This is a genomic window from Pseudomonas oryziphila, from assembly GCF_003940825.1.
Taxonomy (GTDB): Bacteria; Pseudomonadota; Gammaproteobacteria; order Pseudomonadales; family Pseudomonadaceae; genus Aquipseudomonas; species Aquipseudomonas sichuanensis.
In genome coordinates this window covers 5969030-5988734 of sequence record NZ_CP034338.1, presented here as the reverse complement: position 1 = coordinate 5988734, position 19705 = coordinate 5969030, and the positions used below count along the sequence as shown (strand labels likewise).

Here is a 19705-nt window from a genome sequence, read left to right as displayed (position 1 = left end):
TTATTCATATCAATATAAGTGAATGGCATATGGGCGAACGGTCGTTGGTTATTCTGGATGGCGGCATGGGGCGGGAATTGCAGCGCCGGGGTGCGCCGTTTCGTCAGCCGGAGTGGTCGGCGCTGGCGCTGAGCGAAGCGCCGGAGGCCGTGGTGGCCGTCCATGCCGCCTACATCGCGGCGGGTGCCGAAGTGATCACCAGCAACAGCTATGCGGTGGTGCCCTTTCATATCGGCGAAGCGCGCTTTGCCAAAGAAGGTTACGCCCTGGCACAAACCGCAGGGCAATTGGCACGGGCGGCTGCCGATGCTGCCGGGGGTAAGGTGCGGGTTGCCGGTTCCTTGCCGCCGCTGTTCGGTTCCTATCGCCCGGACCTGTTCCAGCCGCAACAGGTCGCCGCAGTGCTGACGCCGTTGCTTGAAGGCCTGGCGGAGCATGTCGACCTGTGGCTGGCGGAAACCCAGAGTTCGATCGCGGAAGTGCAAGCCATCCACGCGCAGCTGCCGCGCGATGGCAAGCCGTTCTGGGTGTCGTTCACCCTGCGCGATGAAGACGTCGATGACGTGCCACGGTTGCGCTCGGGTGAACCGGTCGCGCAAGCCGCCGAAGCCGTTGCCGCACTGGGTGCGCAGGTGTTGCTGTTCAACTGCAGCCAGCCCGAAGTGATCGGTGATGCCATCGATGCCGCCAAGGCAGCATTCGAGCGCCTGGGGGCTGATATCGCCATCGGTGCCTACGCCAACGCCTTCCCGCCCCAGCCCAAGGATGCAACGGCCAATGATGGCCTGGACGAGCTGCGTGAAGACCTCGACCCACCGGGCTACCTGAGTTGGGCACAGAACTGGCGCCAGCGCGGTGCCAGCTTGCTCGGCGGTTGCTGCGGGATCGGCCCGGAGCACATTGCCGAGCTCAAGGCGAAGCTGGTTTGACCAGGTAGATCGTGGCCTGCCGCTAAGGACGGGCCAATGGGACAAGTATCCCCATGCTTTTTAAACTGCACTTTACTGCAGTTTTTTGTCATCGCTCGACCGATAAGTGTATTTAAATGCAGATTAGAACGATGTAGTCGTCGGAATCTGCACTATACTGCAGACATTTCCAGGTCTCGATGCAAAAAGTGCAGTAAATTGCAGGTGTTCAATGAGCAGACTGACGCTCCAGCTATACACCAACGGCCAATGGCATGACGCCATGGCTTTGAATTTTGCTGCGCCTGAGCAAAGTTTGCTCAGCCCCTGCGAGTTCGCCTACACCTCCGATTACGTAAAAAACCATACAGACGCCTACGACAGCCTGTTCTGCCAAGCGGTAAGCGCCAGGCTACCCGTCGATTTTGGTGCTCATCGGCTGGCACACGCCCCTGCATTCCTACATGACATCGCCCCTGCGGGCGCGGCCAAGCGCTTTCTGCTCAAGCACATAGGCCGTGAGAAACCGGCAGATATCGGCGATGACCTTTTTCTGTTGGGGCGCTGTACTCCCGCACCAGTTGGCAACTTGCGTATCAAGGAGTCGATCGAGCAGCTGGATCTGGCAGATCCCTTGGGCTTTACCCGGGAGGACGTTGTCACGCGGGATCAACGCTTTCTGGAGTACGCCTATGAGCAGGGAGCGGCGATCGGCGGCGCAACAGGTGCCGGCGGGGAAGCGCCAAAGCTGTTGATGACCGAAGACGCTGATGGCCGGCTTTATCCGGATGCGGTGCTTGCCGATGAACGCGCCCAGCGTCACTGGTTCATCAAGTTCGCCAGAAATCAGGCCTTGGCCAACGACCAGGAAATCCTGCGTGCTGAGCACTTGTACTACAAAGCCTTGCAACAGCTTGGCCTGGAAACGGTGGCCAGCTCGCACATGGCGCTGGAAGAAGGCAGCAAGCCCAGCCTGTGGATGGAACGCTTCGACCGCCAGGTCACAGCCCAAGGGGTAGAGCGGTTCGCGGTGGAGTCGGTGTATTCATTGTGCGGCGTGACCGAAGCCGGTAGCCGAATGGGGCATCTGGAGGTGATAGCGGCCCTGGTCGGGCTGTGGAAAGAAGCAGGGCAGAAAGGTGAAGTGCCTGAAATGATTGCGGATTATTTACGTCGAGACCTGATCAACAAGATTCTGGGCAACGCTGATAACCATGGGCGCAACACGGCAATCATCCGCACGCGTGATGCGGTACGCCTGGCGCCTATCTATGACTTGGCGCCAATGGTGATGGACCAGGAAGGAATAACTCGGACGACCAAATGGCCGACACCCATCGAGCGTGCTGGCGAAATCGACTGGCGGGCGGCCTGTGATGCCTTGGCGCCCCTGATGGATCCGGAGCAGGCCTTCCAGCGCCTGCGCCAGGATGCCGGCAACCTGCAGGCATTGCCGGACATCCTGTCCGGTATGGGGCTCTCTGATGCGGTAATGAACCATCCGGCCATTGCCCTCGGCTCACTGCAACGGCGGCTGACCGCCTGGGGGCTGGCATGACAGTTTCCATCGATGTGCGCGGCTTGTTGATCGATGCTGTGCGCGAAGGTATCGCCGACGGCAGCCTGGAACTCGGCGCGGCAGTGCGACGCTTGCGTGTCGAGGTGGCCAAGATGCAGCAGGCGCAGTTTGCGAAGATGTGCAAGATTTCGGTTCGCACGCTGATTCAGATCGAGCAGGGGGAAGGCAACCCCACGCTCAAGTCGCTGAATGCAGTGTTCAAGCCGTTCGGGTTGAAGATGGGCGTGGTCAGTCGTAACCGGCAGATCGGTTGACTGCATCGCGGGGCGCCGATGCGACTTGCCCCGCGACTGCTTCAACCCAGGCGACATGCCTCGAGCGTTCGCACCTGCCCCTGAGGCTGCTGGTTTTCCTCACTCAACCAACGCTCGAACCCCGCCGCCACGGCCGGCCACTCGGCATCTGTGATCGAGTACCAGGCCGTATCCCGATTGCGGTCCTTGACCACCATGTGGTTACGGAACACCCCTTCAAACACAAAGCCGAACCGCAGCGCCGCACGCTTGGAGCGAGCATTGGCGTTGTTGCACTTCCACTCCAGGCGGCGGTTGCCCAGGGCGAAGCCCAGCTTGCTCAGCAGGTAGACCGCCTCGGTGCCCTTGGGCGTGCGCTGCATGGCGGCGCCGAAGGCGATATGGCCGATCTCGAAGCGGCCCTGTTCCGGCACGATCGACATGTAGCTGAGGATGCCCTGCACCTGGCCGCTGGCGCGGTCGATCACGCTGTAGAACAGCGGGTCGCGGCTGGCGGCGTTGCCGTCGAGCCAACGGTCGAAGCTGGCGCGTTCGACGAACGGGCCATAGGGCAGGTAGTCCCACAGCACCGGGTCCGAGCCTGGCCCTTGCAGCACGTCCCAGAGGTCGGCGCCATGGCGCGCCGGGTCGAGCTTCTCCAGGCGGATGAAACGGCCCTCGAGGGGGGCGGCCTTGGGCGTACCGGCGGGTTTCCAGTTCAATGCGTCGGTCATGGGCGGCCTACAGTACTTTGCGAAATTGGATGAAGCCGGGGCGCTCGGCAACCTGCTCGTACAGGCTGATGGCGGTGGCGTTGGTTTCGTGGGTCAGCCAGTGCACCTTGGCGCAGCCGTCGGCCTTGGCCGTGGCGTAGACATGCTCGATCAGCTGCCGGCCGATGCCCAGGCCGCGCACTGCGCTGTCCACGTAGAGGTCTTGCAGGTAGCAGGAAGACTCGATGCTCCAGTTGGAGCGATGGTAGATGAAGTTGACCATCCCCACCGCCTTGCCATCGACCCAGGCCAGCGCCGAATGAGTCGGCTCGTGCCCGTCCAGCAGGCGTTGCCAGGTGCTGGCGCTGACCGCTTCGGGCAGTTCGGTTTCATAGAAGCGCAGGTAGGCCTGCCACAGGGGCAGCCAGGCGGCGTGGTCGTTGGCGCCCACCGGGCGCAGGGTGATGCTGGTCATGGGCCTTTTCCTTCAGAGGTCGCGCATGTGCGCGGCGAGTTGGTTATCCGCAGGGTCGGCGCTGGCGGCCAGGCCTTCGCGTACCCCGGCGATGTCTTGTGCCGAGCGGTTCTGGCTGAGTTTGCGTGCGCCCTGCAAACGGCTGATGGGCAGGCGGATGCCAACGATGGCGCGGAGCATGCTGTCGAGGTAGTCCGCAGGGGCATCGGCCACCCGCCACGGCGCTGCGCGGCTTTGCTCATGGCGGTCGGTCAGGCGGCTGACGATGTCGAGCAAGGAGGCGGGCTCGTGGATAACCGTCGCCGGGCCCCAGGCATGCACCGCCGTGTAGTTCCAGGTGGGCACCACCTTGGGATTGTCGGCCTTGCTCGGGTAGAACCCAGGGCTCACATAGGCGTCGGCGCCGGGGAATACCAGCAACGCTTCGGCGCCTTGCGCCAGGTCCTGCCATTGCGGGTTGGCCCGGGCGAGGTGGGCATAGACCGTACCGAACTCGCCCTCGTCGGTGGCGACCAGCACCGGCAAGTGGCTGGCCAGCAGCCCCTGTTCGCCGTGGCTGACCAGTGTGGCCAGGCGGGTTTGCAGCATGTGCTGGTGCAGGCGGCCGAGGTCGTGTTCCTGGTGCGGTTTGCTGTTGTACATGCCGGGGGATCCTTGTGCTGTGGCTTCATCCTAGGCAGGCTATTGGCTCTGTGTAAGAGCCATTAATGACTGTTTTGATAGGTCCAATACCATGAGCGAACGTACCCACGCGTTGCCTTTCGACCCGGCCGGCATCGTTCTCGACCGCAGCCGCCGCGGGCTCAGCCAGCAGCTCTATCAGGCATTGCGCGCCCGCGTGCTGGATGGGCGCCTGGAAGGCGGCACACGGCTGCCGGCTACCCGCGACCTGGCGGCGATGCTGGCGTTGTCGCGCAACAGCGTGGTGCGCGCCTATGACCAGCTGTATGCCGAAGGCTTCATCGAAAGCCGGGTAGGCGATGGCACTTACGTGAGCCGGCTGGGAAAACTATCCACACAACTGTCCACAGGGTTATCCCGGGGTTTATCAACAGGGTTATCCACATTTCAGGCATCTGACACTGAGGATTCATCCAGTTTCATCGCGTGTAGCGAACCATTGCAGCGTCTGAAAAATCACCACCTGCCGCCTCCCAGAAGCGGCTCGCCGAAGGCTTTCAGGGTCGGCCTGCCCGCCTTCGACCTCTTTCCTTTCGAGGTTTGGGCCAAGCTGCAAGCGGGTTTCTGGCGAAATCCCGACCCGGCGCTGCTCGGTTATGGCGACCCGGCGGGAGAAGTGCAGTTGCGTGAGCTGATCGCCACCTATCTGCGTCGCTCGCGGGGGCTTTCCTGCACGGCTGAACAAATTGTGATCACCAGTGGCGCACAGCAGGCGATCAGCCTTTGTGCACAGCTGTTGTTACAGCCCGGTGACGGGGTGGCTGTGGAAAACCCAGGCTATCGCGCCGCCGGGCACGCCTTCGCCCTGACGGGGGCAAGGGTCAGCGGCGTGCCGGTGGATGAAGAGGGCATGGACTGCGCGCGCCTGACCGAGCTGGCGGACTGTCGGCTGGCCTATGTGACCCCAGCCCACCAGTACCCGACCGGCGTCACCATGAGCCTGGCCCGGCGCCTGTCGTTGCTGGCCTGGGCTGAGCGCCAGGGCGGGTGGATCGTCGAGGACGACTACGACGGCGAGTACCGCTACAGCGGCGCGCCCCTGGCACCGCTGGCTGCGTTGGATCGGCAGGGTCGGGTGTTGTACGTCGGCACCTTCGGCAAGATCGCTTTCCCGGCGCTACGGATGGGCTACCTGGTGCTGCCCAAATCTCTGGTGCAAGTGTTCAGCCAGGCCAAGGCGCTGGCGGTGCGCCATTCGGAAGTGGGTAGCCAGTGTGTCATGGCGCAGTTCATGGCCCAGGGGCATTTCCAGCGGCATATCCGCCGCATGCGCCGGGCGGCGTTGGCGCGCAGGAATGTGTTGAAGGCTGGCTGGCCGGTGGATGTACCGGGGCTGGGGGCAATGCCGGAAGTGGCGGCGGGGCTGCATGTGAAAGTGGCTGTGGATAACTTTGCGCGGGAACAAGCGTTGGTTGCCCGGGCCGAGGCGGTGGGGGTGGAGGTCAATCCGCTGAGTGGGTATTGGCTGGAAGACAGCGAGGTGCCTGTGGATAAGCGCGCGGGGCTGGTGCTGGGGTTTGCGGCAGTGCCGGAGGCGCAGATTGCGGATGCATTGATGCGCCTGCGCAAGGCCTGGCGATAGCTGGGGCCGCTCTGCGGCCCATCGCCGGCAAGCCGGCTCCCACAGGGTTAGCGCATAACTTGGACTAATGCGATCGGTGTGGGAGCCGGCTTGCCGGCGATGGGCTGCAACACAGCCCCGATGTCTACATGATCAAGTGCCGGATTTGATCTTGGTCCAGGCCCTGGTCCTTGCCCGCTCGGCATCCCGTGGCAGCGGCTTGAGGGTATACAGCTTGGCCATCGCCTCGGCCGTCGGATACAGGTTGGGGTTGTTGCGGATCGCCGGGCTGACCTTGTCGGTCGCATCCTTGTTCGGGTTCGGGTAGCCGACGAAATCACTGATCGGTGCAATCACCTCAGGCCGCAGCAGGTAGTTGATGAAGGTGTGGGCATCTTCCGGGTTGGCCGCGTTCTTCGGGATCGCCAGCATGTCGAACCAGATCGGTGCGCCTTCCTTCGGCAGGCGCATGTCCACCACCACGCCGTTCTTGGCTTCGCGCGCACGGTTGGCAGCCTGGGAGAAGCTGCCGGAATAGCCCACCGCCACGCAGATGTCGCCATTGGCGATGTCGGCCATGTACTTGGAGGAGTGGAAATAGGTCACGTGCGGGCGGATCTTCAGCAGCAGGTCCTGGGCCTTCTGGTAGTCCGCTGGCTTGCCGCTGTTGGGGTCCAGGCCCAGGTACGACAGCGCCAACGGCATAATCTCCGACGGCGAGTCGAGCAGCGCCACGCCGCACTGTTTGAGCTTGGCGATGTTCTCTTCCTTGAAGATCAGGTCCCAGCTGTCCACCGGCGCGTTGTCACCGAGTACCGCCTTGACCTTGGCCGGGTTGAAACCGATCAGCACGGTGCCGTACATGTAAGGCACGGCGAATTTGTTGCCCGGGTCGTTGGCTTCGATCAGCTTCATCAGCGCCGGGTCCAGGTGCTGCCAGTTGGGCAGCTTGCTGCGGTCCAGGGGTTGGAACACCCCGGCCTCGATCTGCTTGGCAAGGAACACGTTGGACGGCACCACCACGTCATAGCCGGAGTTGCCGGTCAGCAGCTTGGCTTCCAGCGCCTCGTTGGTGTCGAAGATGTCGTAGATCAGCTTGACCCCGCTGTCCTTCTGGAAATCGACGAGGGTTTGCGGGGTGATGTAGTCGAACCAGTTGTACACCCGCAGGGTGCCCGGCGCGGCGTTGGCCTGCAGGGCGCCGGTGAACAGGCTGGCGGCGATGAGTGGGGCGAGCAGACGCTTGAGTCGGACCATGTTCAGGCTCCTGGCTGGGCGCGCTGGAAGCCTTCCAGCACATTGACCGCGTTGATGCCGATTTCCTCCACAGCGTAGCCACCTTCCATCACGAACAGGGTCGGCTTGCCGAGTTGGCCGATGCGTTTGCCCATTTCCAGGTAGTCCGGGCTGTCCAGCTTGAACTGCGAGATCGGGTCGTCCTTGAAGGTGTCCACGCCAAGGGAGATCACCAGTACGTCGGCGTCGTACTCGGCGATGCGCTGGCAGGCCGCTTCCAGCGCGGCGCTCCAGGCCGCCCAGTCGCTGCCGGCGGGCAGTGGGTAATTGATGTTGCAGCCAACGCCTGCACCTTCGCCGGTCTCGTCGGCATAGCCGAGGAAGAACGGGAACTCGTCCTGCGGGTCGCCGTGGATCGAGGCGAAGAACACGTCGTTGCGCTGGTAGAAGATGTCCTGGGTGCCGTTGCCGTGGTGGTAGTCGACATCGAGGATGGCCACTTTGCGCCGGCCCTGGTCGAGGAAGGCCTGGGCGGCGATGGCGGCGTTGTTCAGGTAGCAATAGCCTCCCATCACTTCGGCGGCGGCGTGGTGCCCTGGTGGGCGGCACAGGGCGAAGGCCGAGTGGGCGCCTTGCTGGATCGCCGCCTGGGCGGTGAGCGCGACTTGCGCGGCGCTGTAGGCGGCCTGCCAGGTACCGGCGGTGATCGGTGCGCCGGCGTCGAAGCTGTAGTAACCGAGCTCGCCATGCAGGCCGGTGGGTTTGACCTGGCGCAGGGTGCGTGCCGGCCAGGTGAAGGGCAGCAGGTCGCCGTCGTGGCCGAGCGCGGCCCAGCGTGCCCAGGCGCCTTCGAAGAAATTCAGGTAGTCGGCGCTGTGGATGCGCTGCAGCGGGGCGCGGCCGAAGTCGGTCGGGCCCTGGACGTCGCCAAGGTTGCGCTTTTTCACCTGCTCCAGCACATGGTCGGCGCGCGAGGGCATCTCGAAGCAGGGCATCAGCTTGCCGTCGATCAGCTCGCAGCGGCCGTGGTGCAGGCGATGGTCATCGGAATAGATCGTCAGCATTTGTTGTTCTCCGGGTAATCACTGGCGTGGGCCCATTCTGGTGGGCGGCCGGCAGACCGGGGGACGTTGCAAACGGCCAAAAGGGGATCAATGTGGCCAAGTCATCCTGACCCGGCCCTTTCGCGGGTAAACCCGCTCCCACAGGGTGATGCAGGCCTCGAGACCTGCGGTGATCCTGTGGGAGCAACTGTCTTATGTTGTCAGTGCTGGCCTCATCGCTGGCAAGCCAGCTCCCACAGGTACGATGCTTGCCTCGAGGTTAGCGCGGTCCATGTGGGAGCGGGTTTACCCGCGAAGAGGCCAGTACAGGTCAACCGCGAAAATGGCTCGGCGCCACGCCGCTCCAACGCTGGAAGGCATGCCTGAAACTCGCGGTCTCACTGAACCCCAACGTTTCGGCAATCCGATAGATCGGCATCTGGTCCTCGGCCAGCAATTGCTTGGCCCGCTCGAAGCGCAGCTCGTCGAGCAGCTGTTGATAACTGCTGCCCAGCGCCTGCAAGTGCCGGCGCAAGGTGCGCGACGAACAGTTCATCTGCCGCGCCAGGCCCTCCAGCCCGGGCGCCGCATCCAGCTGCTGGAGCAGCAGCTGGCGAATCCGCCCCAGCCAGGCCTGGCGCCCGGTGAATTCCAGGTTCAAACGCCGGCAGCGCTCGCTCATCGCCTTGTGGGTGATCGGGTCGGCCAGCGGCAGTGGCATGTCCAGCCAGCGGCGTTCGAAGGCGAAGGCGTTGTCGCCCGCATCGAAACCCTGCGGGCAGGCGAATGCACCGGCGTAGAGCGCGTGGTAACCGGGGCGGGGGTGTTCGAAGCGTGCCGCCAGCAAGGGCAGCGGGCGGCCGAGCAGGTCGTCGCAGATCACTTTCAGCGACACCAGGCAGAACTCGGCATTGAAGGCAGCCAGCCCTGGCGCGTCGTAGTGGTCGCTGGCGCTGAGCCAGACACGCTGGCCATCATCCACCAGGCGCAACTGGAATACTGTTCCCAGCAGTGCCGGAAAGCTCAGCGCCAGGCGCAGGGCGTCACCCAAAGTGGCACTGGAGAGCAGCGCGTAACCGAGCATGCCGTAGCACGACACATGCATGCGCCGGCCCAGTTCCAGGCCGATGTCCTCGCGCCGGGCCAGGGCGTTGGCGCACACCTGCAGTTCTTGCTGGGTGGTGATGCGCGCGTCCGGGTGCTCAAGGTCTGCCAGGCCAATGCCGCTGCCGGCAAGCAGCAGCTGCGCGTCCACGTCTTGTTCCTGGAACACCTGGAGGATCAGCGAAACGGCATTGAGGGTGGTGAGGTGGCTATGCAGCATGCTCGGTGTCCCGTGGGGCTGAGGGGCATTATGGAGCAAGTTGTGTGCCGGAGAGTGTTGCCCACTGTGGGAGCGGCTTTAGCCGCGAACACCGGCGCAGCCGGTGCCATGTACTGCGTCGCCTGCTTCGCGGCTGAAGCCGCTCCCACAAAGGGGGTGAAACTCGCATAAAAAAAGGGCCCGATGCGTGCGCTCGGGCCCTTGAAAGGTTGAGAGGTGTCTAGTCCCTCGACCTGGTGAGACTGTTTGCTACGGTCGGGTTACGCCTTCAGCGGAACCAGACGTGGAGCGATCATGTTTTCCGGACGCAGGATGTCGTTGAGCATCGCTTCGTCCAGCAGCTTCTCTTCGCGCACCAGTTCCAGTACGCCGCGGCCGGTTTCCAGGGCAACGCGGGCGATACGGGTGGCGTTTTCGTAGCCGATGTAAGGGTTCAGGGCGGTGACCAGGCCGATCGAGTGCTCGACCAGTTCACGGCAGCGCTGTTCGTTGGCGGTGATGCCGACGACGCAGTGCTCGCGCAGCATGTCCATGGCGCGTTGCAGCAGGCGGATCGAGTCGAAGATCTTGTAGGCGATCAGCGGCTCCATCACGTTCAGCTGCAGCTGGCCACCTTCGGCAGCAACGGTCAGGGCCAGGTCGTTGCCCATGATGGCGAAGGCGACTTGGTTGACGGCTTCCGGGATAACCGGGTTGACCTTGCCTGGCATGATCGAGCTGCCTGGCTGGCGCGCCGGCAGGTTGATCTCGTTGATGCCGGTGCGTGGGCCGCTGGACAGCAGGCGCAGGTCGTTGCAGATCTTCGACAGCTTGACCGCGGTGCGCTTGAGCATGCCGGAGAACAGCACGAAGGCGCCCATGTCGGAGGTGGCTTCGATCAGGTCGGCAGCCGGAACCAGCGGCTGGCCGCTGATGGTTGCCAGGCGCTGTACGGCCAGGGCCTGGTAGCCCGGGTCGGCGTTGATGCCGGTACCGATGGCGGTACCGCCCAGGTTGATTTCGGTCAGCAGTTCCGGAGCCAGCGAGCGCAGGCGCTGCAGGTCTTCGGTCATGGTGGTGGCGAAGGCGCGGAATTCCTGGCCCAGGGTCATAGGCACGGCGTCCTGCAGCTGGGTGCGGCCCATCTTCAGTACGTGGTCGAATTCTTTACCTTTGGCAGCGAAGGCCTGGATCAGGCTGTCGAGGCTGGCCAGCAGGGCGTCGTGGCCCAGCAGCAGACCCAGACGGATCGCGGTCGGGTAGGCGTCGTTGGTCGACTGCGCCATGTTCACATCGTTGTTCGGGTGCAGGTACTGGTACTCACCCTTCTGGTGGCCCATGGCCTCCAGCGCGATGTTGGCGATGACTTCGTTGGCGTTCATGTTGGTGGAAGTACCAGCACCGCCTTGAATCATGTCCACCACGAACTGCTCGTGGTAGTCGCCCTTGATCAGTCGTGCGCAGGCTGCGCTGATCGCGGCGTGCTTGGCATCGCTCAGGTGCCCCAGCTCACGGTTGGCGTCAGCAGCTGCCTGCTTGACCATCGCCAGGCCGACTACCAGTTTCGGGTAGTGGGACAGCGGAACACCGGAGAGGTGGAAGTTGTTGGCAGCGCGCAGAGTCTGGATGCCGTAGTAGGCATCGGCAGGGACTTCAAGGGTACCAAGCAGATCTTTTTCGACGCGGAACGATGCAGCGGAGGACATGATGGATATCATCTCGATTTTGACCCGGCACCTGCCGGAATGCCGCCAATGCTAGGGCTGGGCAGATTTGGCGGCCAATGCTGTTGCACGCTAACCTATGCACAAACGGCATACGGTTTGATGTGACGCCGATTGACAATCGAGCGTGTTCCATTTTGGTGCACGCGTTGCGGAGTAGTCGATGAACCTCGAAAGCAAATGGCTGGAGGACTTCAGTGCCCTGGCCTCAACCCGCAGTTTCTCGCAAGCGGCCGAGCGCCGCTTCGTCACCCAGCCAGCTTTCAGCCGGCGCATCCGCAGCCTGGAAGCGGCCTTGGGGCTGACCTTGGTGAATCGTTCCCGCACCCCCATCGAACTGACCGAGGCCGGGCAGCTGTTTCTCGTCACCGCGCGTACTGTTGTCGACCAGTTGAGCGAAGTTCTTCGGCATTTGCATCATCTTGAAGGCGGGCAGGGCGAGGTGATCCAGGTGGCGGCGGCGCACTCGCTGGCTTCGGGGTTTTTCCCGCGTTGGGTAGCCCAGTTGCGCAACGACGGTTTGAACATCGCCACCCGTCTGGTGGCCACCAACGTGGGTGATGCGGTGCATGCATTGCGCGAGGGCGGCTGCGATTTGATGCTGGCGTTCTACGACCCGGACGCCGCGCTGCAGATGGACGCCGAAATCTTCCCTTCATTGCACATGGGCAACACCGAAATGCTCCCGGTGTGTGCGGTGGGCCCCGATGGCAAGCCGTTGTTCGACCTGGAAGGCGAGGGCAGCGTGCCGTTGTTGGCCTACAGCGCCGGTGCTTTCCTCGGCCGCTCGGTCAACCTGCTGCTGCGCCAACGCAACCTGCGCTATACCACGGTGTATGAAACGGCCATGGCCGACAGTCTCAAAAGCATGGCGCTGGAAGGCATGGGCATCGCCTGGGTGCCCAAATTGTCCATGCGCGGCGAGCTGGAGCGTGGCGAGCTGGTGGTCTGTGGCGCCAGCCAGTGGCATGTACCGCTGGAAATCCGCCTCTATCGCTGTGCCCTGGTGCGCAAGGCCAACGTGCGTTTGCTATGGCGCAAGCTGGAAGGCGGTTCAGTTGACCCGAAAGTCAGCCAAAGCCCCGAAAAATAAGGGCGACAGTTGGTCGCCGGGGGTGCCGTGATGGGCCTGCGTTACGTTATACTGCGCGGCCTTTCGACCGGATAGCTCCGGTCCAGATCAGCAAACAAGCCACGCCGGTCGTCCCGCGTGGCTTGTTGTTTTTTGACGCGCCTGCGGGCGCACAAGCGAAGAGGCTCGACGATGAGTGCACTGGTTGGCGTGATCATGGGCTCCAAGTCCGATTGGTCCACCCTTAGCCACACCGCCGATATGCTGGAAAAACTCGGCATTCCCTACGAAGTGAAGGTGGTTTCCGCCCACCGCACCCCGGATCTGCTGTTCCAGTATGCCGATGAGGCCGAAGGCCGTGGCATCGAGGTGATCATCGCCGGTGCCGGTGGCGCCGCCCACCTGCCGGGCATGTGCGCCGCCAAGACTCATCTGCCGGTGCTGGGCGTGCCGGTGCAGTCGTCGATGCTCTCGGGCGTCGATTCGCTGCTGTCGATCGTGCAGATGCCGGCCGGTATCCCGGTGGCCACCCTGGCCATCGGCAAGGCCGGCGCGATCAACGCGGCCCTGCTGTCGGCGAGCATCCTCGGTGCCAAGCACCCGCAGTTCCACGCGGCGCTCAAGCAGTTCCGCACGGAGCAGACCGACACCGTGCTGGACAATCCAGACCCGCGCCAGGCTTGAGGCTGACGATATGAAGATCGGTGTAATCGGTGGCGGCCAGCTGGGCCGCATGCTGGCCCTGGCGGGCACCCCGCTGGGCATGAACTTCGCTTTCCTCGACCCGGCCCCGGACGCCTGCGCCGCCCCCTTGGGCGAGCACCTGCGCGCCGACTACGGCGACCAGGACCACCTGCGCCAGCTGGCCGACGAAGTCGACCTGGTGACCTTCGAGTTCGAAAGCGTGCCGGCGGAAACCGTCGCCTTCCTGTCGCAGTTCGTGCCGGTGTACCCGAGCGCCGAAGCCCTGCGCATCGCCCGTGACCGCCTGTTCGAGAAGAGCATGTTCCGTGACCTGGGGATCCCCACCCCAGCCTTCGCCGACATCCTCTCGCAAGCCGACCTCGACGCCGCCGTGGCCAGCATCGGCCTGCCGGCCGTGCTCAAGACCCGTACCCTGGGTTATGACGGCAAGGGCCAGAAGGTCCTGCGTAAACCCGAAGACGTAATCGACACCTTCGCCGAGCTGGGCAGCGTGCCGTGCCTGCTGGAAGGCTTCGTGCCGTTCACCGGCGAAGTGTCGCTGGTGGCCGTGCGCGCCCGTGATGGCGAAACCCGCTTCTACCCGCTGGTGCACAACACCCACGACAGCGGCATCCTGAAGCTGTCGGTGGCCAGCGACGCGCACCCGCTGCAAGCCTTGGCCGAAGACTACGTCGGCCGCGTGCTCAAGCAGCTGGACTACGTCGGCGTGATGGCCTTCGAGTTCTTCGAGGTCGACGGTGGCCTGAAGGCCAACGAAATCGCCCCGCGCGTGCACAACTCCGGGCACTGGACCATCGAAGGCGCCGAGTGCAGCCAGTTCGAGAACCACCTGCGTGCCGTTGCCGGCCTGCCGCTGGGCTCGACCGCCAAGGTCGGTGAGAGCGCCATGCTCAACTTCATCGGCGAAGTGCCGGCAGTGGACAAGGTTGTCGCCATCGACGATTGCCACCTGCACCACTACGGCAAGGCCTTCAAGGTCGGGCGCAAGGTCGGCCACGCCACCCTGCGTTGCGCCGACATGGCCACGCTCAAGGCCAAGATCGCCGAAGTAGAGGCATTGATCGCTGGCTGAGCGAACTTCCTGAGGCAACCGACCCTCTGAGATGGCAACAAGCCAAAGCGCTGACTAGGCTTTGGCTTGTTCCACTTTCACCTTAGAGGGATTGCCATGGGCATCATTGGAACCATCTTCATCGGCCTGATCGTCGGCCTGCTGGCGCGCTTCCTGAAACCTGGGGACGACAGCATGGGCTGGATCATGACCATCCTCCTCGGCATCGCCGGTTCCCTGGCCGCCACCTATGGCGGGCAAGCCCTGGGCATCTACCAGGCCGGGCAGGCCGCGGGCTTCTTCGGGGCCCTGGTCGGCGCCATCATCCTTCTGGTGATCTACGGCTTCATCAAGAAGAACTGAACACAGGCTAGAATGCTCGGCAATTCAAACCTGAGTTGCCGAGCATTTCCATGCGTGCGTTTTTCCTCATCCCCCTGCTGCTTGCCAGCACCCTGGCCCATGCCGAATTGCCCGAGACCGACTGGCTGGAGCTGATGCCCAAGTCGGACCAGAAGGCCCTCGAGCAGATGCCCGAGATCGACCACAACTCCCCCGAAGCCCAGGGCGTGTTCACTGCCAAGGGTGGCCTGAAGCAGAGCAAGGGCCTGCCGGCGGTGATGTACTCGACCAAGACCGTGGCCGCCATGAACGGCAAGCAGATCCGCCTGGGCGGCTATCCGGTGCCGCTGGAGAGCGATGCCAAGGGCAACAGCACCTTGTTCTTCCTGGTGCCGTACCCCGGCGCCTGCATCCATGTGCCGCCGCCGCCGCCGAACCAGCTGGTGTTGGTGCGGTATCCGAAAGGGTTGAAAATCGACGATATCTACACACCGCTGTGGGTGACTGGACAGTTGAAGGTGGAGAAGGTCAGCAATGACCTGGCCGATGCGGCCTATGCGCTGGATGCCGGTAAGGTGAGGGTGGTGGAGGATGCCGATCTTTGACTTGCCTGGGCCGGCCTCTTCGCGGGTAAACCCGCTCCCACAGGCCGCCGCATAACCTGTGGGAGCGGCGGTTCGCCGCTGCGATTTACCCGCGAAGAGGCCGGCACTGACTTTGAAAATTTCAGATCAGAGCGCTTCGCTACCGATCACTACGCTCAGCGAATGACTCGCCCCAGGCTTGAGCTCCACCACGTCATCCCACACATTCGCCGTCTCGATGCACAGCATGCGCTGCCAGCCATCGTCGGCCATGTCCGGCAGCTCCTGGGCGCGGTCGGTCCAAGGGTTCCAGATCACCGCACTGCGTGAACCGCTGGCCTGCAGGGTGATGCGCCGGTTCCAGTGCTGGTCGACGATGGCCAGCTGTTGGGGTGCATTCAGGTAGATGCGGTCGGTCTCGCCGGTGAACGCCAGGTTGCCCTGCTGCTGGCGCTGCTCCCAGTCGGCCAGGGTTTCGATATAGCCCAGGCCATCGACGCCTTCCACCTGCACCTGGCGCACATCGCTCACGGCGAAGTAACTGTGCAGGGCCTGGCTGAGGGTGAGGTTGGTATTGCCGAGGTTGTAGCTGGTGAGGGTCAGTTGCAACTGATCGCCCAGCTCCACCCGCAGTTTGAGCTCGACGTCATGGGGCCAGCCTGGCAGTTCGCCCTGGGCTTCGGGCAGGGTGAATTCGATAAGCAGGTTGTTGCCGGACTCTTCCATGCCGAGCAACTGCCAGTCGCGGCCACGGGCCAAGCCGTGGGCCGGTGCCTGTTCGCCCTGGAACATGTCCTGGACCGATTGCGGGTTGCGCTGCAGATTGCCGAACCAGGGCCAGCACACCGGTACCCCGGCACGCACTGACTTGCCCTGACGGAAGATGGCCTGGTCGCTCAGCCACAGCAGAGGCGGCTCGCCGATGCGCTGGTAGCTGAGGACCTGCGCGCCCTGCTGGGCGATCAGAAGTTCTGCACGGTCGCTGGTGATGCGCCAGCAGTTGAGTTCGCCGTGTTGCTCGGTGTCGACCTGATAGGTAGCCATTGCGCTCGTCTCATTGAATGCCTGTCGGGCCGTTGGACCCGTTAGCCTGCAATGAGTTTACCGCTCGCCTGGCTCAGCGACGAGGCACCGAGCGGGTGCGACCGCTGCCGTCGATGGCGACGAACACGAACACCGCTTCGGTGACCTTGCGCCATTCGCTGGACAACGGATCGTCGCTCCACACTTCGACCATCATCTGGATCGAGCTGCGGCCGATTTCCAGGGTCTGGGTATAAAAGGAGAGCTGCGCGCCCACGGCCACCGGCACCAGGAAGGCCATGCGGTCGATGGCCACCGTGGCCACGCGGCCACCGGCAACGCGGCTGGCCATGGCGGTACCGGCCAGGTCCATCTGCGCGACCAGCCAGCCGCCGAAGATGTCGCCAAAACCGTTGGTTTCGCGCGGCAGCGCGGTGATCTGCAAGGCCAGATCGCCCTGCGGGATAGGATCTTCTTGTTCGAGCTCAATCATGCCGTGGGGCCTCTGACCCGTGACGCTTCGTGGGTGGCGCAGTGAAGGACGCCGTAAAAACGATTCAGCTGCTCGCATACTACGCTGATTTCGCTTCGGGGGCGGCCAAAGGGGAGACTCTGCGAAACAGTCTGACAATAGAGACCGACGTTTTCGCACAACATCCCGCACCAGAATCAACCTTTTCCTACGAGCGGGCAGTATATAGACCCTTACAGCCAGCGACGACGTCACATTCATGAATATCTGTACGGATTTTGTACCGCTATGAGCGCTGCTCGGCAATTTGTTATCTTCACCCGCCAGCCAATCCAGAAGCCGCATGCCAAGCGGCCTGCACACTACAAGAGAACAAGCAGCGATGACCTCCGTGCCGAGCAGTATCGAGCAGCCTTCCAGGCCGCTGACCCGCAGCGACTACAAGACCCTCTCTCTGTCCGCCCTCGGTGGTGCCCTGGAGTTCTACGACTTCATCATCTTCGTGTTCTTCGCCACGGTGGTGGGCAAGCTGTTCTTCCCCGCCGACATGCCCGAATGGTTGCGCCTGATGCAAACCTTCGGCATCTTCGCCGCCGGCTACCTGGCACGGCCGCTGGGTGGCATCGTCATGGCCCACTTCGGTGACCTGCTCGGGCGCAAGAAGATGTTCACCCTGAGCATCTTCATGATGGCGCTGCCGACCCTGATCATGGGCCTGCTGCCAACTTATGCACAGATCGGCCTGTGGGCACCGATCCTGCTGCTGTTGATGCGTGTCATCCAAGGTGCGGCCATCGGTGGTGAAGTGCCGGGTGCCTGGGTATTCGTCTCCGAGCACGTGCCGGCGCGCAACACCGGCTATGCCTGCGGCACCCTGACGGCTGGCCTGACCTCGGGCATCCTGCTTGGCTCGCTGGTGGCGACGCTGATCAACACGATCTACAGCCCGGAAGAAGTGGCGGACTACGCCTGGCGCATCCCGTTCCTGCTGGGTGGGGTGTTCGGCTTCTTCGCGGTCTACCTGCGCCGCTGGCTGCATGAAACCCCGGTGTTCGCCGAGATGCAGGCGCGCAAGGCCCTGGCCGAGGAGCTGCCACTGCGCGCGGTGCTGCGCGACCACCGCGGCGCGATCATCCTGTCGATGCTGCTCACCTGGCTGCTGTCGGCCGGCATCGTGGTGATCATCCTGATGACCCCGGCCCTGCTGCAGAGCCTCTACCACGTCAGCCCCACCGATTCGCTCAAGGCCAACAGCCTGGCCATCGTGCTGCTCAGCCTGGGCTGTGTCGCCGCCGGTAGCCTGGCCGACCGTTTCGGCGCCGGGCGCGTGTTCGTGATCGGCAGCCTGGCGCTGCTGGCCTCGTCCTGGGCCTTCTACCACAGCCTGCCGACCCGCCCGGACCTGTTGTTTCCGCTGTATGCCTTGACCGGGCTGTGCGTGGGTATCGTTGGCGCCGTGCCGTACGTGATGGTCAAGGCGTTCCCGCCGGTGGTGCGCTTCAGTGGGCTGTCGTTCTCCTACAACCTGGCCTACGCCATCTTCGGCGGTTTGACGCCGATGGTGGTGACCGCGCTGCTCAAGTTCAGCCCGATGGCACCGGCTTACTACGTGGCGTGCCTGTGTGCCGTTGGTCTGGCCGTGGGTCTCTACTTGCTCGCCAACAAGCGCTAAGCGGCTGGCACTGCTGGCCTCTTCGCGGGTAAGCCCGCTCCCACTGGCAGGGCGCAAGCCTTGTGGGAGCGGGTTTACCCGCGAAGAGGACGGACCTGCTCGAACCCTTCTTGAAACATCTTGAAAGGCCATCCCGGGCAACCGGTGATGGCCTTTCATCCAATTGTCATATTGGAGTCATATCGTGTTCATGCGGCCTGCAGATACTTGGGCCCGTTCCATCACAACCCCTACGATATTCCTGCTAGGAGCAAGGCATGAAACTGAAGCGTTTGATGGCGGCCCTGACCTTTGCCGCCGCTGGCGTTGCCACCGCCAATGCGGTCGCCGCTGTCGACCCAGCCATCCCGACCTACACCAAGACCACCGGTGTATCGGGTAACCTCTCCAGCGTCGGTTCGGACACCCTCGCCAACCTGATGACCCTGTGGGCCGAGGCTTACAAGAAGGAATATCCGAACGTAAACATCCAGATCCAGGCCGCCGGCTCCTCCACCGCGCCACCCGCGCTGACCGAAGGCACCGCCAACCTGGGCCCGATGAGCCGCAAGATGAAGGACGTCGAGCTGCAGGCCTTCGAGCAGAAGTACGGCTACAAGCCAACCGCCATCCCGGTTGCCGTCGACGCCCTGGCCGTATTCGTGCACAAGGACAACCCGATCAAGGGCCTGACCATGGCTCAGGTCGACGCCATCTTCTCGTCTACCCGCCTGTGCGGCGGCAAGGCTGACGTGAAGACCTGGGGTGACATCGGTGTGACCGGCGACCTGGCCAACAAGCCAATCCAGCTGTTCGGCCGTAACTCGGTATCGGGCACCTACGGCTACTTCAAGGAAGAAGCCCTGTGCAAAGGCGACTTCAAGCCTAACGTCAACGAACAGCCTGGCTCGGCTTCGGTCGTGCAGTCGATCAGCTCCTCGCTGAACGGCATCGGCTACTCGGGCATCGGCTACAAGACCGCCAGCGTGAAGACCGTGGCCCTGGCCAAGAAGGAAGGCGGCGAGTTCATCGAAGACAACGAAGCCAACGCCCTGAACGGTTCGTACCCGCTGTCGCGCTTCCTCTACGTCTACGTCAACAAGGCCCCGAACAAGCCTCTGGCCCCGCTGGAAGCCGAGTTCGTCAAGCTGGTGCTGTCGCAGGCTGGCCAGCAGGTCGTGGTGAAGGATGGCTACATCCCGCTGCCGGCCAAAGTGGTCGACAAGACCCTGGCTGATCTGGGCCTGTCCCACGCCGGTAACGTCGCAAAGAAGTAAGTAACTGAGGATGAGGCCGGTGCTGATGCCCGGCCTTGTCCACGAATCTCTCAGTCCGAAGCCAGGGTTCCT

The 19705-nt window shown here is 63.3% G+C and carries 20 protein-coding genes; 11 read left to right on the top strand and 9 right to left on the bottom strand.

The window, feature by feature from the left end:
* The first annotated feature begins 29 nt into the window (after positions 1-29).
* The 3 genes from EJA05_RS27820 (at position 30) to EJA05_RS27810 (ending at position 2741) form a co-directional block, all read left to right on the top strand.
* Positions 30-929: a homocysteine S-methyltransferase family protein gene (locus EJA05_RS27820; protein WP_125861169.1), complete on the top strand. Its 900-nt coding sequence runs from the start codon at positions 30-32 to the stop codon at positions 927-929.
* A gap of 211 nt (positions 930-1140) precedes the next feature.
* On the top strand, positions 1141-2466 hold the full coding sequence (locus tag EJA05_RS27815) for a type II toxin-antitoxin system HipA family toxin (protein WP_125861167.1): 1326 nt from the start codon (positions 1141-1143) through the stop codon (positions 2464-2466).
* On the top strand, positions 2463-2741 hold the full coding sequence (locus EJA05_RS27810) for a helix-turn-helix transcriptional regulator (RefSeq protein WP_125861165.1): 279 nt from the start codon (positions 2463-2465) through the stop codon (positions 2739-2741). Before EJA05_RS27815 ends, EJA05_RS27810 begins: the two co-directional genes overlap by 4 nt.
* 41 nt (positions 2742-2782) lie before the next feature.
* On the opposite strand, the gene EJA05_RS27805 is transcribed toward EJA05_RS27810, so the two are convergent.
* Genes EJA05_RS27805 through EJA05_RS27795 form a run of 3 tightly spaced genes read right to left on the bottom strand, consistent with a single transcriptional unit; the run spans position 2783 to position 4550 of the window.
* Entirely contained in the window at positions 2783-3454 is a 672-nt protein-coding gene (locus EJA05_RS27805; protein WP_125861163.1) for a GNAT family N-acetyltransferase, read from the bottom strand.
* 7 nt (positions 3455-3461) lie between these two features.
* Positions 3462-3908, bottom strand: coding sequence for a GNAT family N-acetyltransferase (locus tag EJA05_RS27800; protein WP_125861161.1), 447 nt, complete (start codon positions 3906-3908; stop codon positions 3462-3464).
* Between the two features lie 12 nt (positions 3909-3920).
* Positions 3921-4550: an FMN-binding negative transcriptional regulator gene (locus EJA05_RS27795; RefSeq protein ID WP_125861160.1), complete on the bottom strand. Its 630-nt coding sequence runs from the start codon at positions 4548-4550 to the stop codon at positions 3921-3923.
* A 91-nt stretch (positions 4551-4641) separates the two neighbouring features.
* Between EJA05_RS27795 and pdxR the strand changes: the two genes are divergently transcribed.
* On the top strand, positions 4642-6171 hold the full coding sequence (gene pdxR, locus EJA05_RS27790; protein ID WP_125861158.1) for a MocR-like pyridoxine biosynthesis transcription factor PdxR: 1530 nt from the start codon (positions 4642-4644) through the stop codon (positions 6169-6171).
* 132 nt (positions 6172-6303) lie between these two features.
* Here the strand turns inward: pdxR and EJA05_RS27785 are convergent, their stop codons facing one another.
* The 4 genes from EJA05_RS27785 to aspA all read right to left on the bottom strand — a co-directional run bounded on the left by EJA05_RS27785 (position 6304) and on the right by aspA (position 11438).
* Positions 6304-7407, bottom strand: a complete 1104-nt coding sequence (locus EJA05_RS27785; RefSeq protein ID WP_125861156.1) for a polyamine ABC transporter substrate-binding protein — start codon at positions 7405-7407, stop codon at positions 6304-6306.
* A gap of 2 nt (positions 7408-7409) precedes the next feature.
* On the bottom strand, positions 7410-8450 hold the full coding sequence (locus tag EJA05_RS27780) for a histone deacetylase family protein (protein WP_125861154.1): 1041 nt from the start codon (positions 8448-8450) through the stop codon (positions 7410-7412).
* Positions 8451-8760: 310 nt separating this feature from the next.
* On the bottom strand, positions 8761-9753 hold the full coding sequence (locus tag EJA05_RS27775) for an AraC family transcriptional regulator (RefSeq protein WP_125861152.1): 993 nt from the start codon (positions 9751-9753) through the stop codon (positions 8761-8763).
* Between the two features lie 260 nt (positions 9754-10013).
* On the bottom strand, positions 10014-11438 hold the full coding sequence (aspA, locus tag EJA05_RS27765; RefSeq protein ID WP_125861148.1) for an aspartate ammonia-lyase: 1425 nt from the start codon (positions 11436-11438) through the stop codon (positions 10014-10016).
* Between the two features lie 181 nt (positions 11439-11619).
* Between aspA and EJA05_RS27760 the strand changes: the two genes are divergently transcribed.
* The 5 genes from EJA05_RS27760 (at position 11620) to EJA05_RS27740 (ending at position 15231) form a co-directional block, all read left to right on the top strand.
* Positions 11620-12549 (top strand): LysR substrate-binding domain-containing protein, encoded by a 930-nt coding sequence (locus EJA05_RS27760; protein ID WP_110995094.1) that lies wholly within the window; start codon positions 11620-11622, stop codon positions 12547-12549.
* 171 nt (positions 12550-12720) lie between these two features.
* Positions 12721-13212 carry a 5-(carboxyamino)imidazole ribonucleotide mutase gene (gene purE, locus EJA05_RS27755; protein WP_110995095.1) on the top strand — a complete coding sequence of 164 codons (492 nt, stop codon included), beginning with the start codon at positions 12721-12723 and terminating at the stop codon, positions 13210-13212.
* Between the two features lie 10 nt (positions 13213-13222).
* Complete coding sequence (locus EJA05_RS27750; protein ID WP_125466090.1) at positions 13223-14305, top strand: 5-(carboxyamino)imidazole ribonucleotide synthase; 1083 nt, start codon at positions 13223-13225, stop codon at positions 14303-14305.
* A gap of 96 nt (positions 14306-14401) precedes the next feature.
* On the top strand, positions 14402-14647 hold the full coding sequence (locus tag EJA05_RS27745) for a GlsB/YeaQ/YmgE family stress response membrane protein (protein WP_050707557.1): 246 nt from the start codon (positions 14402-14404) through the stop codon (positions 14645-14647).
* Between the two features lie 50 nt (positions 14648-14697).
* Positions 14698-15231: a DUF3299 domain-containing protein gene (locus tag EJA05_RS27740; protein ID WP_167409845.1), complete on the top strand. Its 534-nt coding sequence runs from the start codon at positions 14698-14700 to the stop codon at positions 15229-15231.
* 126 nt (positions 15232-15357) lie between these two features.
* Here EJA05_RS27740 and EJA05_RS27735 read toward each other — a convergent pair whose 3' ends face one another.
* A complete protein-coding gene (locus EJA05_RS27735) occupies positions 15358-16254 on the bottom strand; it encodes a D-hexose-6-phosphate mutarotase (protein ID WP_125861146.1) in 897 nt (298 codons plus the stop codon).
* A gap of 73 nt (positions 16255-16327) precedes the next feature.
* A complete protein-coding gene (locus EJA05_RS27730; protein ID WP_003253317.1) occupies positions 16328-16726 on the bottom strand; it encodes an acyl-CoA thioesterase in 399 nt (132 codons plus the stop codon).
* A 361-nt stretch (positions 16727-17087) separates the two neighbouring features.
* Between EJA05_RS27730 and EJA05_RS27725 the strand changes: the two genes are divergently transcribed.
* Positions 17088-18377, top strand: coding sequence for an MFS transporter (locus EJA05_RS27725; RefSeq protein ID WP_125861144.1), 1290 nt, complete (start codon positions 17088-17090; stop codon positions 18375-18377).
* Positions 18378-18634: 257 nt separating this feature from the next.
* Positions 18635-19633 carry a phosphate ABC transporter substrate-binding protein PstS gene (locus tag EJA05_RS27720; protein ID WP_110991966.1) on the top strand — a complete coding sequence of 333 codons (999 nt, stop codon included), beginning with the start codon at positions 18635-18637 and terminating at the stop codon, positions 19631-19633.
* Positions 19634-19705 lie beyond the last annotated feature (72 nt).

Bases quoted from the DNA above. Each gene is read 5' to 3' on its own strand.
- purE (WP_110995095.1), top strand. From the start codon at position 12,721: ATGAGTGCACTGGTTGGCGTGATCATGGGCTCCAAGTCCGATTGGTCC.
- EJA05_RS27730 (WP_003253317.1), bottom strand. From the start codon at position 16,726: ATGATTGAGCTCGAACAAGAAGATCCTATCCCGCAGGGCGATCTGGCC.
- EJA05_RS27805 (WP_125861163.1), bottom strand. From the start codon at position 3,454: ATGACCGACGCATTGAACTGGAAACCCGCCGGTACGCCCAAGGCCGCC.
- EJA05_RS27810 (WP_125861165.1), top strand. From the start codon at position 2,463: ATGACAGTTTCCATCGATGTGCGCGGCTTGTTGATCGATGCTGTGCGC.
- EJA05_RS27780 (WP_125861154.1), bottom strand. From the start codon at position 8,450: ATGCTGACGATCTATTCCGATGACCATCGCCTGCACCACGGCCGCTGC.
- aspA (WP_125861148.1), bottom strand. From the start codon at position 11,438: ATGTCCTCCGCTGCATCGTTCCGCGTCGAAAAAGATCTGCTTGGTACC.
- EJA05_RS27740 (WP_167409845.1), top strand. From the start codon at position 14,698: ATGCGTGCGTTTTTCCTCATCCCCCTGCTGCTTGCCAGCACCCTGGCC.
- EJA05_RS27735 (WP_125861146.1), bottom strand. From the start codon at position 16,254: ATGGCTACCTATCAGGTCGACACCGAGCAACACGGCGAACTCAACTGC.
- EJA05_RS27720 (WP_110991966.1), top strand. From the start codon at position 18,635: ATGAAACTGAAGCGTTTGATGGCGGCCCTGACCTTTGCCGCCGCTGGC.
- EJA05_RS27815 (WP_125861167.1), top strand. From the start codon at position 1,141: ATGAGCAGACTGACGCTCCAGCTATACACCAACGGCCAATGGCATGAC.
- pdxR (WP_125861158.1), top strand. From the start codon at position 4,642: ATGAGCGAACGTACCCACGCGTTGCCTTTCGACCCGGCCGGCATCGTT.
- EJA05_RS27800 (WP_125861161.1), bottom strand. From the start codon at position 3,908: ATGACCAGCATCACCCTGCGCCCGGTGGGCGCCAACGACCACGCCGCC.
- EJA05_RS27745 (WP_050707557.1), top strand. From the start codon at position 14,402: ATGGGCATCATTGGAACCATCTTCATCGGCCTGATCGTCGGCCTGCTG.
- EJA05_RS27725 (WP_125861144.1), top strand. From the start codon at position 17,088: ATGACCTCCGTGCCGAGCAGTATCGAGCAGCCTTCCAGGCCGCTGACC.
- EJA05_RS27775 (WP_125861152.1), bottom strand. From the start codon at position 9,753: ATGCTGCATAGCCACCTCACCACCCTCAATGCCGTTTCGCTGATCCTC.
- EJA05_RS27785 (WP_125861156.1), bottom strand. From the start codon at position 7,407: ATGGTCCGACTCAAGCGTCTGCTCGCCCCACTCATCGCCGCCAGCCTG.
- EJA05_RS27795 (WP_125861160.1), bottom strand. From the start codon at position 4,550: ATGTACAACAGCAAACCGCACCAGGAACACGACCTCGGCCGCCTGCAC.
- EJA05_RS27750 (WP_125466090.1), top strand. From the start codon at position 13,223: ATGAAGATCGGTGTAATCGGTGGCGGCCAGCTGGGCCGCATGCTGGCC.
- EJA05_RS27820 (WP_125861169.1), top strand. From the start codon at position 30: ATGGGCGAACGGTCGTTGGTTATTCTGGATGGCGGCATGGGGCGGGAA.
- EJA05_RS27760 (WP_110995094.1), top strand. From the start codon at position 11,620: ATGAACCTCGAAAGCAAATGGCTGGAGGACTTCAGTGCCCTGGCCTCA.